We start from the raw sequence: 12,361 nt of genomic DNA, 5'->3' as shown, positions 1-12,361 counted from the left end.
AATGGGGCCGGTTTTTTATTTTGATTATGGGATTAGAAACTAATTTAAATTATTTCACATTTTTTCACCAAATAATATTGAAAGGGTTTTCACGCCGTGTTATTATTACAACGTAAACGTTTTCGTAATCTATCTAAAAAATAGTGAAATAAAGTAGGTGGGATATGTCCTTTACCATCAAAGATGTTGCCAAAAAGGCAAATGTTTCAATTGCAACCGTTTCAAGAATCCTGAATGGCCAGGGCGGCTATTCGGAAAAAACGAAATCAAAAGTTCTCAAAGTGATTGAAGAGCTTGGCTACCAGCCGAATGCGGTGGCAAGAGGATTAATAAATAAAAGAACCCATACGATTGGTGTGCTTTTTCCAAAGCTTTCCAGCTCTTTGGTTACTGATTTGCTGGACGGTATTGAAAAAGCCGCAAATGATAACGGTTCCAGCGTCATTGTCTGCCATACAGAATCAAACGGCGAGAAGACAATGAAATATCTTCAGCTGCTCATAGAAAAACGTGTCGACGGAATTATTTTCGCCAGTGAGATACTAAAAGATGAATATTATCAGTATGTGGCCAAGTCGAAAATGCCGATGATTCTGCTCTCTACAGAATCGTATGCGTACCCGGTGCCGTTTGTAAAGGTCAATGACTTTCATGCAGCCTATTCAGCTGCCAAGCATTTAATCGATAAGGGCCATACAAAAATCGGGATGATAAGCGGTAATAAAGAGGACATCATTGCCGGTATTCCAAGGATAGAAGGCTTTAAAAAGGCGCTGGCCGATCACGACATTCCGATCGATGAACAAAACATTGTTTTCAGCAGGGGATTTACCTTTCCTGATGGAGTCGAAGGCTTAAAAAGAATGGTTGATCAGTTTCCTGATGTCACAGCCATTTTTGCAGCTAGTGACGAGATTGCGATCGGTGCATTATCAGCAGCGTATCAAAGGGGTATTAAGGTTCCAGATGAGCTATCGGTCATGGGTTATGATAATTTAAGCCTTGCTGAAATGTCCATCCCGCCGCTGACCACAGTAGGACAGCCTTTGGCAAAAATGGGTGAAACATCTGCAGAAATGCTTTTTGCTCTTTTGGAAACGGGTGATACGCCTGAGAGCCGAATAATGCCGCATAAAATCGTTGAAAGAATGAGTGTGAAAGAGAGGAAATAATGACTCTCTTTTCTTGGGCCATTCACGTAAACGTTTACGTTAAATGACCATAATAAATAAAAATATTTAGGGGGAAAAATCATGTTTAAAAAAATGACTGCAGGTGTGATGGCTTTAACATTAGGTGCCTCTTTATTAGCGGGATGCTCTTCAGGCGGATCCGATGATGGAAAGGTAACTTTGGAACTCTTCTCCAATAAGTCAGAAAGCATTGAAACCTATAAAGGTTTAATTAAAGAATTCGAAGCACAAAACCCTGATATTAAAATCAAGCTGGATGCACCGCCAGAAGCGGAAACAGTTTTAAAAACACGCCTAACAAAAAATGACCTGCCTGACATTATGTCCATCGCAGGTAACGCAACCTATGGGGAGCTGGGCCGTGCAGGTGTACTTGAGGACTTTGCAGGCACAGAATTGGAAAAAAAGGTTCAGCCATCTTATATCGATATGATCAATCGTTTGGTTGGTCCTGAAGCAGAAGGAACATTTGGGCTTCCATATGCTACAAATGCCAATGCAGTAATATACAACAAAACAAAATTTGAGGAACACGGTCTTAAAGTACCGGCAACTTGGGATGAATTTATCGCAAGCCTTGAGAAAGTGAAAGCAGCAGGAGATACACCAATCTACTTCACATTAAAAGACGCATGGACAGGCATGATTCCATGGAACTCTCTTGGTGCTAATATCGCAGGTGAAGACTTTGCTGAAAAGAAAAATGCCGGCGAAAAATCTTTCGCGGAAAATTATGATGAAGTTGCAGACAAAATGTCCACGTTAGTCCAATTTGGCCACAAAGATAATATGGGCGTTGCTTACGGTGATGGAAATAATGCTTTTGCCAACGGAAAATCTGTTTTCTATCTGCAAGGCAACTGGGCCATTCCTGAAATCCTGAAAGCAAATCCTGACATGGAGCTAGGTGTATTCCCAATGCCTGTAACAAATGATCCTGAACAAAACAAACTTGTTTCTGGAGTAGACGTTCTTTTAGCAGTTAGTGAAGGTACTGAGCACAAAGAAGAAGCAAAGAAATTCGTTGAATTCATGATGAATAAAGATACAGCTCAAAAATACATTGACGAGCAAAAAGCTTTCTCTGCCATTGAGGGTGTGTATCAGGAGAATCCTGTGTTCGAAGGAATCAAAGCTAACTTTGAAAATGGAACCATCACAAGCTTCCCAGACCACTACTACCCAGCAGGCATGGGAGCTGAAAATCTTGTTCAGGAATTCCTAATCAAGAAAGATAAAGAAAAATTCCTGAAGAAAATGGACAGTGAGTGGGAAAAAGTACAAAACCGCTAATGCATAGACGCCAGGGAATCCCTTAAGATTCCCTGGCTTTCTAAAAAGGAGTTGTCAATATGAAAAAGAAAAACAGTGTGTTTCTGATTATCACGATACCCGCTTTCCTCCTTTTCTTCATTTTTCATAGCTTTCCTGCCTTGCAAGGGATTTTTTACAGCTTTACGGATTGGAAAGGGTATGGAGATTGGAATTTTGTTGGATTAAAAAACTACCTGAACGTTTTTAAAGATGAGCGAGCAGGGGATGCCTACCTATTTACCTTTAAATTTGCGATCGTTTCTACCATTCTCGTTAATATCATTAGTCTTTTGGTTGCCATCGGGCTTAACTCGAAGATAAAATTTCACAAAACGCTGCGGGCGATTTACTTTTTGCCTTATATCCTTAGTATTTTAATCGTTGGCTTTATCTTTAACTTTATTTTTGCTCATTTTCTGCCGCAGATCGGTGATGCCTTCGGCTGGGAGTTTTTAACCCGTAATATTCTTGGAAATCCTGATTTGGCCTGGATTGGAATCGTAATCGTAGCAGTATGGCAGGCAGTGTCATTCAATACGATTCTGTACCTTGCCGGCCTAGTAACGATTTCAGAGGATTTATATGAAGCCGCAAGCATTGACGGTGCAGGTGTTTGGACAAAGTTCTGGAAGATTACATTCCCGCTGATCGCGCCATTCTTCACGATTAATATGGTGCTGTCACTGAAAAACTTCCTGATGGTGTTCGATCAGATTGTTGCATTAACTGGCGGAGGTCCAGGAAAGTCAACAGAATCCATCTCTTTGCTTATTTACCGTGGAGGATTTGAAGGTGGAGAATTTGCCTATCAATCGGCAAATGCAGTCATTTACTTTATCGTCATTATCGTCTTCTCTGTCATTCAATTAAAATTCTTAAATAAAAGAGAGGTGGAAAACTAATGAATCGCAAAAATACTAGCTGGCTTGTCACCACTCTCTTAATTTTAGGTTCATTGCTTATTCTTTTTCCACTATATTTAACGATCACAATCGCCTTCAAAACACCGCCTGAAATGGCCGGCAATTTAATGGCGCTTCCAAAATCATGGTCGTTTGATAACTTTGCAAAAGCAATTGAAATGACTAATTTTTTCAATGCATTTAAAAACAGTGCGTTTGTTACTATTTTTGTAGTCATCTTTACAGTGCTGACAAATTCACTGGTATCCTACGCCATTGCACGCAATCTTCATAAAAAGTTTTATAAGTTCCTATACTTTTACTTTTTAAGTGCGATGTTTATCCCGTTCCCGATTATCATGCTTCCGCTTGTAAAGCAGACTAGTTCATGGGGAATGGATAATCTGGTTGGGTTAATCATTCTATATATTGTTTTCAATCTTTCCTTTAATGTATTTATCTACATTGGCTATATCAGAGCTATTCCCGTTGAACTGGAAGAAGCAGCCATTATGGATGGCGCAAGTACTTGGGGTGTTTTCTGGAAAGTCATATTCCCGCTGCTTGCCCCAATGAATGCAACAGTCGCTATCATTACCAGCCTTGGAGCCTGGAATGACTTCATGCTCCCGCTTGTACTTCTGAGCGACCGGGAAATGGCCACACTCCCGCTCGTACAATATATTTTCCAGGGACAATTCAGCACAGACTATAACCTGGCATTCGCCTCCTACTTAATGGCACTTGCTCCTATGATCATCGTATACATCTTTGCCCAAAAATGGATCATTAGCGGAGTAATGAAAGGTTCGATTAAATAAGCTAATCACTTAAGAAGTGGCTGTGATTATGTTAATTATTTATATTGGCTCCCTGTTGATTGGAATGGAAGGCACGAGACTCCTGCGGGAGAAGCGTACCAAGGGAGACCCCGCAGGAGCGTAAGCGCCGAGGAGGCTCCCGGTAGCCCGCGGAAAGCGAGTGCCTGGAGTGGAAATCAACAGGCCCCATCCAACAGAGCCTAATTGTAATATGAATTTATATTCGATCGGAGTTGTAATAATTGAAAAAAACATGGTGGAAAGAAAGCGTCATTTATCAAATCTATCCAAGAAGCTTTAACGATTCCAACGGAGACGGAATTGGCGATATCAATGGCATCACAGAAAAAATCCCTTACTTAAGCGAACTGGGAATCGATGTAATCTGGCTATCGCCGGTTTACAAATCCCCTAATGATGATAATGGCTATGACATCTCAGATTACCGCAATATCATGGAAGAATTCGGAACCATGCAGGACTTCGACCGTATGCTGGCTAAAGCACATGAACACGGCATTAAAATCATGATGGACCTTGTTGTCAATCACTCAAGTGACGAGCACCAATGGTTCCAGGAATCACGCAAATCCAAAGATAACCCTTACAGAGATTATTATATCTGGAAGAAGCCAGACAATGGAGAGCCTCCAACCAACTGGGGCGCTGCGTTTGGCGGAAATGTATGGGAATTTGATGAACAAACAGGCGAATATTATTTGCATCTTTTCAGCAAAAAACAGCCTGATCTCAATTGGGAAAATCCCGTTCTAAGAAATGAAGTCTATGAAATGATGCGCTATTGGCTTGATAAAGGCATTGATGGGTTCCGAATGGATGTCATCAACTTCATTTCCAAAGATACAAGCTATCCGCAGGGAGAGATCAGTGAAGGTCATAAATATGGGAACGGAAGCACGTATTATATGAATGGACCGAGAATCCACGAATTTCTGCAAGAAATGAATAAAGAAGCACTTAGCGATTATGATACGATTACGGTTGGCGAGATGCCGGGTGTTACAGTCGAAGAAGGCAAACTTTATACTGGCGAAGATCGTAACGAATTAAATATGGTGTTCCATTTTGAACATGTTGGGCTGGGTGACGGCCAATTTGGCAAATGGGATCCGCGTCCGTGGAAGTTAACAGACCTAAAAGGAATTTTCACAAAGTGGCAAAAAGGCCTTGAAAATGATGGGTGGAACAGCTTGTACTGGAGCAATCATGACCAGCCGCGGGCTATTTCCAGATGGGGGAATGACTCCGATGAATACCGTGTTGTTTCAGGGAAGATGATTGCTACCTGTCTTCACATGATGCAGGGGACTCCATATATTTACCAGGGCGAAGAAATCGGCATGACAAATGTAAAATTTAATGATATTAGCGATTATCGCGATATTGAAACATTAAATGCATACCGTGATTTAACTCCTGATTCATTGACTCACGAAGAAATTTTTAAAGGGATCCATGAGCGGAGCCGTGATAATGCCAGAACCCCGGTTCAATGGGATGCCAGTCCTAATGCAGGTTTTTCGACTGGAACGCCGTGGATCAATGTAAATCCTAATTTTGAAGAAATTAATGCAGAAGCTGTTTTAAAAGATGAAGAATCAATCTTCCATTATTATAAAAAGCTAATTCAGCTTAGAAAGCAAAACGAAGTCATTGTATACGGAACATTTGACTTAGTCATGGAAGATGATGAGCAGATTTTTGCATTTACTAGATCACTTGGCGATGACCAATTGCTGGTCATGTGTAACTTCAGCGAGGAAACTCCTCTGTTCAAGTTACCGGAGACTTTAGATTATTCCTCTAAAGAATTGCTGATTTCAAATCTAAATGTGAATGAAAATGAATCTATTAATGATTTAACGCTAAAGCCTTATGAGGCAAGAGTATACCGTTTAAAGAAATAATGAGGAGGGCCTTTTAAAAGGCCCTTTTTTACGAGTTACTAAAGTTAAGGCTCTGTTAAATTTGGCTGTTGATTTCCGTTGCAGGCACTCGCTTTCCGCGGGGCTACCGGGAGCCTCCTCGACGCTCTGCGTCTGTGGGGTCTCCCTTGGTGAGCTACTCCCGCATGAGTCTCGTGCCTTCCACTCCAATCAACAGGGCTTCTAAAAACAACAATGAGCTTTAACAGAGCCAAAGTTAAAAAAAGAGGTGTGGTCGTGAATAAAAAGTGGTGGAAAGAAGCGGTTGTTTATCAAATCTATTGGCGAAGCTTTTTTGATTCCGATGGAGATGGCTATGGTGATTTAAAAGGAGTAATAGAAAAGCTTGATTATATTAAGGATCTTGGCATAGATGTGATCTGGCTCAATCCATTTTATGAATCACCAGACCGTGATAATGGATATGATATTTCAGATTACTATGGAATTATGGAAAAGGCAGGGGATATGGCGATTTTTGAAGAGTTAATCCAGGAAATCCATAATCGCGGTTTAAGGGTAATTATGGATCTCGTTGTTAATCATACTTCCGATCAGCATCCTTGGTTTGTTGAGTCCCGTTCTTCAAAAGATCACCCAAAAAGAGATTGGTATATTTGGGAAGATCCAAAGGATAGGAAGGCGCCGAATAACTGGCGTTCCTATTTTGCACCGTCTTGCTGGGAATGGGATGAAGAAACCGGCCAATATTATTATCATTCCTTCGCGGTCGAGCAGCCGGACCTTAATTGGAAAAACCCTGTGCTTCGAAATGAAATTTATAAAATGATGAGATTCTGGCTTGATAAAGGCATCGATGGCTTCAGAATGGATGTCATTAATCTCCTGGCCAAAAAAGAAGATTTTTTAGATGCAGAGAATCCATATAATATCAGCTATTTGGCTAATAACCCCGGCATTCATGACTATCTTCAGGAAATGCACGGGGAGGTTCTTCAGCATTATGATGTCATGACAGTCGGCGAGATTCCATTTGTTTCTCCTGAGGAAGGATTGCTTTATGTAGATGAGAGCCGGAATGAGCTAAATACATTATTCCATTTCCAAGTAGCAGATGATATGCCAACCTGGGATATGCTTCGGTATAAGGAAATTCAATCAAGCTGGTATGATGGCCTTAAGCAAAGGGGCTGGAATTCGCAATTTCTGAACAATCATGACCACACAAGGCAAGTGACCCGCTACGGCAATGACAGTAAGTATCGTGTTCAATCCGCGAAGCTGTTGGCGACGATGATTCATACTCTGCCCGGAACTCCTTATATCTTTCAGGGGGAAGAGATTGGAATGACAGGTGTCCGATTTGATTCCATTGAGGATTATAATGATATTGCGATGAAGAATAAATTCCATGAAGAAGTATCTAAAGGCCGCGATCCGCAGGAGGTATTTGAAAGCTTGCTTCTTCTAAGCCGTGATAATTCCAGAACGCCTATGCAGTGGAATGATTCACCACAAGCAGGCTTTTCAATTGGCGAACCATGGATAAAGGTTAATCCAAACTACAACGAAATAAATGTGGAAGCTGCACTAAAAGACCCTGATTCGGTTTACTATTATTATAGAAAACTGATCGCATTAAGAAAAGAAAACGACGTAATGGTTTATGGTGACTATAAGGATATATTACCTGACGATGAGCATTTATATGTTTATACACGCTCATACAAAAATTTCACCTGGCTCATTGTCTTGAATCATTGTGACGAGGAGAAGACTTTTACATTTGAGGGATTTACCGATCGGAAACTGATTCTCTCCAATAGTCAGCGGGATTTAGAAAATAATGAAGAAATCCTCTTTCCTCATGAGGCGAGAATATACCAGATAACTAAGTAAGCAAACAATAAGTGAAAAGCCGGCATCCTTGTATTTAGCACTGGGTGCCGGTTTTTCTTCTTTATATTCGTTCTTCAATATTATTCGTTTTTCTCTCCGTATTTTCTGGAGCGACCTTTGAAAGTTGGTCCATGGGCTCCATCATAGATTCAAGAAGACTGCCTTCAGTACGCTTTGGATCTTCAGTGTTTTTTGGTTGATATGATTCAGGATTATTCACACTTTCACCTCATTTCAGTAAGAATGCCCTTTTGATAGATTGAACAACTTTCTATAAGATTATTCGGGGAAAAAGAATGCAAGTAGCTTTCTCAACCAACGCTAACTTTTTGGATATTCCATATAAGTGCTTCAACGCCAGCTGAATAATGGGCAACTGGGTTAGTATCTATTAGGTCTATATTGAAAGGGGAAAGAAGGGTATTGGACCGTATTTCAAATTCCGCCTTTTGGAGCGCCCAGGGCAGATGATGAATTTCGCCGCAAAAGATTTTCGATGTATTATCAGTACTATATAGGCAATATCTTTCTGTCAGCCAGTGGTCCAGGGTGCCTTCTTCAGGAAAAAATACATTTGAGACCGGCTTATATGAAGCTTTGAATGACATTGGACGGCTAGTCTTTACTTTGCGCAGACTTTGAAAAGAATAGGCTGTCCCTTTATTTTCAAACGCAACGTTCGCTTCATGATAAGGGAGCCTAAACCAAGGCCGTGCGATCTTTAAGGAAGCCCAATTTTCCACATCAATGGATAAAAAGAATATTCCTGGCTTACCATCATATTGTACATAGGTTCTGATATTTATTTCAGGGAAACTTCTTGTCAAAGGCCATTGTGGCATTCCGCGGAGGTAAATGCCATCCATCAAAAATGCAATATATCCTACCCATGCGTAACCTTGGAAAGTATCTAATTTTAAGGAGGAAGGAATCAAATTTTTTAAAAGCTCCGGTTTTACTGGCCAGTGCAAAAACAGGAAATTTTTCCATCTTTGCCTCATTATCCAATTGTTAGAGGGGATGGGCCAACTGCGATGTGCTGTGTTATTTAGCAAGTGCATTTAAAGACTCCTTTTATCACAAACTTTAGCAGATATAAAAGGTCACCGTTTCTTTACTTCTATTATATTCTTAGGATTCATATCAATACTGAGAAACGATTACAAGTTACATTCCTGCTTGTAGGTAATGATTTCCTATTCACAGGTTAAATTCTCATCCTATGGCAATAATGGAGTACAAAAGACTATTATAGGATTTGGTGAAATTTGTATGTCTGATATTTTACAAATAATTATTTTAGGAATGATTTCATTATTATTTTTCATTTTCTTATTCTTGCTTATTGGCTGGCGGTGGATCATGAAACGGATTGTGAAGCTTGCCGGGAAAATTATTTTTACAGACAGCTATCAGGAAAACTTAATTGAAATAATCCCTGGATTCCGCCATATGGGTGTACAAAATGCACTTGAAAATAACCTACGGGCTGAAACGGGTGATATCCTGCACAGACCGTTTGGCTCTTCGAAAAAATGGCCTCATTTTGACCCAATTACCTTTATCCCTGTACAGACTTCGCCTTTTCCAATTGATGGTGATGAGGATGTGGATGTTAAGGTGACCATTGGCCCAAAAGCAAAAAAGCCGATGAGCATTAATATTCCGTTTATGATCAGCGGAATGGCTTATGGTATAGCCTTAAGCGAGCAGGTGAAAATAGCACTCGCTACAGCAGCGAAGAATACAGGGACTGCCATTAATTCAGGGGAAGGCGGAATCCTCCCGGAAGAGCTGGAGAGTGCGGGAAAGTATATTCTTCAGTTTTCAAAAACCGAATGGGGGAAAGAAGAAGAGGTCATCAAACGTGCTGATATGATTGAGCTTAAGCTGGGCCAAGGTGCAATGCTTGGAATGGGCGGGAATATTTCGCCGGAGAATTTAACTGGACGCGCAAGGGAAATTATGGGCCTTAAGGAGAATGAGGTCGCTCACATATTAGAACATTATTTTGAAAATCAGACCTTAAATGATTTGAAGGAACTGGTGGAGGAACTTAGGAAGCTGTCAGGCGGAGTGCCAATCGGGGCAAAAATAGGAGCCGGCGGAAAAATCGAAGAAGATATTGACAACCTGATAGAAATGGGAGTGGATTTCATTGCGGTAGATGGAGGACAGGCAGCCACTATGGGAGCACCGCCTCTTTTAGCTGATGACTTTGGAATCCCTACTTTGCATGCGGTTGTTCGGGCTGCCAATCATCTTGAAAAAATAAAAAAGAAGGGAGAAGTCAGTTTAATTGTTTCAGGAGGCCTTTTTACACCAGGCCACTTTCTAAAGGTTCTTGCCCTTGGAGCAGATGCTGTTTATTTAGGATCCGTTATACTATTTACTGTATCCCATCTGCATACCCTAAACTCACTCCCTTTTGAACCGCCTACTCAAGCCGTTTGGAACCAGGGGAAATTTAAAGATACATTTAAAATAGAAGATGGGGTAAAATCAGCAGAGAAATTTTTAACAGCGAGTACGGAGGAAATTAAAATCGCCTTGCGTGCGATGGGGAAGAAGTCGCTGCAAGAGTTGTCCAAAAAAGATTTAGTATCCTATGATGAGTTAACAGCTAAAATGATTGGAATCCCATTTACTTTTGAACCATGGGAAGAGAAATCGAACAAAAGTGAAAGCAGTTAACCGGCAAAATTCGAAATCATAAACAGCCTGGCTTTTAGCCAGGCTTATTCATCGATATCCTTTTTTACTTTTTTTATTTTTTCCTGAGGAAATCGGTATGGATTTTGTGTTCTTAAATATACTGGCCGAAGCGGGTTAAATGGGAACCTAATAAAGGAGTCCTTTAAGTCCCGGTATCTAGGCGGATAAAAAGGCTGCAAAAAGGGCCTGCCAAGTGATGTCAGCCTTATCATATGGGTTAATAATATGCATGAGCAAAATAATACACCCACTAACCCCCAAAGATTTGCAAAAACCAAAAATGGGAATCTTAAAAGCCGGATGGTATTGTTCATTTTATAAACAGGTGTAGTAAATGCTGCAAGAGCTGCTAATGCAATGAAAATAAGAAGGACATTACTGGTTAGTCCTGCTTCAACAGATGCAGTCCCAATGACAATCCCTCCAACGATACCGATTGTCTGGCCAACCTTGGTTGGCAATCTTGCTCCAGCCTCTCTCAAAAGTTCAATAACCAATTCAAGCAGCAAAGCTTCATAAAACGGCGGAAGCGGGATATGCTGTCTTGAGGACACTAATGTTCCCAATAAATCAGTTGGAATCATTTCTTGATGGTAAGTAAGCGTTGCTACATAAATAGGTGTTATTTGTATGGAAAAGATTACAGCAAACGCCCGGAGTATCCTTACAAAAGATGCTATGATCCAGTTTAGAAAATAATCTTCAAAGGAACTGAAAAATTCTGCAAAGGTTGTGGGTGTAATCAAAACATGGGGAGAACCATCTACAACAATTACGATCTTACCCTCCGCCAGTACAGCTGCAGCTCTGTCCGGTCTTTCAGTATCCAATAATTGCGGAAAAGGTGAATTTGAGTTATCCGATATCAGCTGGGCAATATAGGAACTGTCTGTTATTTCATCAAAATCAATCTTTTCCAGGCGCTCCTTTACCATGTTGACATAATCTTCATTCGTTATGCCATCGATGTAGACAACCGCTACTGGTGTTTTAGAGATACTGCCTATCGAATATTCCTCAATAGTAAGTTCCGAAATAGGCAGCCTTTTTCTGATTAAATTTAAATTTTGACCAATAGATTCCACAAAAGCTTCTTTTGGACCAATAACCGTATGTTCAACTTCTGCATGAGCAATTTCGCGGACAAACTCTTTTTGGGCGGCTATGAAGGCCGCTCTTTCTTCCTCATCGTCCACCAAAACCATAACATAGCCATTAAGCAGCTTTTGTTCGGCCACAGAAAGGTCCTCACATATTTGGATGTCTGCTGAAGGCAGAAGCTTCTTTAAGTCATCCAGTTTCGAAAATTCACCCTGAAGCAGTCCGGGGAGGATACTCCTGCTAATGATTTGTTTATCAGTAAGTGTACTGAAATGAATGAATGAAAAATTTATGCCCGTTTTTTTATTGCTATACGGTGCCTTTTTAAAATCATTGGACTTGGAGAAGATTCGTTCCAAATCACTGAGGACAAAGTCAATAGAGGTTCTCTTCTTTTTTAGCACTTTTTTCATAAGAAATCACCGGTTAGTTTGGCATCATTCATTATTGTTTCCGTTTTTGGAAGGAATATGAATGCTTAGCGGAAAAAGGGAAAAGACAGGTCTTCT

At 40.6% G+C, this 12,361-nt stretch carries 10 protein-coding genes; 7 read left to right on the top strand and 3 right to left on the bottom strand.

Features of this window, described 5'->3' with window-relative positions:
* Window positions 1–164: 164 nt before the first annotated feature.
* The 6 genes from AC3ZVC_RS19820 to AC3ZVC_RS19795 all read left to right on the top strand — a co-directional run bounded on the left by AC3ZVC_RS19820 (window position 165) and on the right by AC3ZVC_RS19795 (window position 8,036).
* The gene (locus AC3ZVC_RS19820) at window positions 165–1,172 is read left to right on the top strand and encodes a LacI family DNA-binding transcriptional regulator (RefSeq protein ID WP_490064900.1); all 1,008 of its coding nucleotides are present in this window, start codon (window positions 165–167) and stop codon (window positions 1,170–1,172) included.
* A gap of 81 nt (window positions 1,173–1,253) precedes the next feature.
* Window positions 1,254–2,486, top strand: a complete 1,233-nt coding sequence (locus AC3ZVC_RS19815) for an ABC transporter substrate-binding protein (RefSeq protein ID WP_490064899.1) — start codon at window positions 1,254–1,256, stop codon at window positions 2,484–2,486.
* 59 nt (window positions 2,487–2,545) lie between these two features.
* Window positions 2,546–3,409, top strand: coding sequence for a carbohydrate ABC transporter permease (locus AC3ZVC_RS19810; protein WP_214727710.1), 864 nt, complete (start codon window positions 2,546–2,548; stop codon window positions 3,407–3,409).
* Window positions 3,409–4,230 carry a carbohydrate ABC transporter permease gene (locus tag AC3ZVC_RS19805; RefSeq protein WP_214727708.1) on the top strand — a complete coding sequence of 274 codons (822 nt, stop codon included), beginning with the start codon at window positions 3,409–3,411 and terminating at the stop codon, window positions 4,228–4,230. Before AC3ZVC_RS19810 ends, AC3ZVC_RS19805 begins: the two co-directional genes overlap by 1 nt.
* A 242-nt stretch (window positions 4,231–4,472) precedes the next feature.
* Entirely contained in the window at window positions 4,473–6,158 is a 1,686-nt protein-coding gene (locus tag AC3ZVC_RS19800; protein WP_490064898.1) for a glycoside hydrolase family 13 protein, read from the top strand.
* A 255-nt stretch (window positions 6,159–6,413) separates the two neighbouring features.
* Window positions 6,414–8,036, top strand: a complete 1,623-nt coding sequence (locus tag AC3ZVC_RS19795) for a glycoside hydrolase family 13 protein (protein ID WP_490064897.1) — start codon at window positions 6,414–6,416, stop codon at window positions 8,034–8,036.
* Between the two features lie 61 nt (window positions 8,037–8,097).
* Here AC3ZVC_RS19795 and AC3ZVC_RS19790 read toward each other — a convergent pair whose 3' ends face one another.
* Both AC3ZVC_RS19790 and AC3ZVC_RS19785 read right to left on the bottom strand, forming a co-directional pair.
* Window positions 8,098–8,256, bottom strand: coding sequence for a hypothetical protein (locus AC3ZVC_RS19790; RefSeq protein ID WP_490064896.1), 159 nt, complete (start codon window positions 8,254–8,256; stop codon window positions 8,098–8,100).
* 91 nt (window positions 8,257–8,347) lie between these two features.
* Window positions 8,348–9,037, bottom strand: a complete 690-nt coding sequence (locus tag AC3ZVC_RS19785; protein ID WP_490068969.1) for a YqjF family protein — start codon at window positions 9,035–9,037, stop codon at window positions 8,348–8,350.
* A 271-nt stretch (window positions 9,038–9,308) separates the two neighbouring features.
* Here AC3ZVC_RS19785 and AC3ZVC_RS19780 point away from each other — a divergent pair, with 271 nt between their 5' ends.
* The gene (locus AC3ZVC_RS19780; RefSeq protein ID WP_490064895.1) at window positions 9,309–10,730 is read left to right on the top strand and encodes an FMN-binding glutamate synthase family protein; all 1,422 of its coding nucleotides are present in this window, start codon (window positions 9,309–9,311) and stop codon (window positions 10,728–10,730) included.
* A gap of 44 nt (window positions 10,731–10,774) precedes the next feature.
* Here AC3ZVC_RS19780 and AC3ZVC_RS19775 read toward each other — a convergent pair whose 3' ends face one another.
* The gene (locus AC3ZVC_RS19775; RefSeq protein WP_490064894.1) at window positions 10,775–12,265 is read right to left on the bottom strand and encodes a spore germination protein; all 1,491 of its coding nucleotides are present in this window, start codon (window positions 12,263–12,265) and stop codon (window positions 10,775–10,777) included.
* Window positions 12,266–12,361 lie beyond the last annotated feature (96 nt).

The organism is Cytobacillus sp. C11.1 (assembly GCF_058145115.1).
The sequence above is the reverse complement of the archived record's forward strand: the minus strand, read 5'-3'. Positions and strand labels throughout refer to the sequence as shown.

Coding starts and splice junctions, on each gene's coding strand:
- AC3ZVC_RS19820 (WP_490064900.1), top strand. CDS start 165: ATGTCCTTTACCATCAAAGATGTTGCCAAAAAGGCAAATGTTTCAATT.
- AC3ZVC_RS19815 (WP_490064899.1), top strand. CDS start 1,254: ATGTTTAAAAAAATGACTGCAGGTGTGATGGCTTTAACATTAGGTGCC.
- AC3ZVC_RS19810 (WP_214727710.1), top strand. CDS start 2,546: ATGAAAAAGAAAAACAGTGTGTTTCTGATTATCACGATACCCGCTTTC.
- AC3ZVC_RS19805 (WP_214727708.1), top strand. CDS start 3,409: ATGAATCGCAAAAATACTAGCTGGCTTGTCACCACTCTCTTAATTTTA.
- AC3ZVC_RS19785 (WP_490068969.1), bottom strand. CDS start 9,037: ATGAGGCAAAGATGGAAAAATTTCCTGTTTTTGCACTGGCCAGTAAAA.
- AC3ZVC_RS19780 (WP_490064895.1), top strand. CDS start 9,309: ATGTCTGATATTTTACAAATAATTATTTTAGGAATGATTTCATTATTA.
- AC3ZVC_RS19775 (WP_490064894.1), bottom strand. CDS start 12,265: ATGAAAAAAGTGCTAAAAAAGAAGAGAACCTCTATTGACTTTGTCCTC.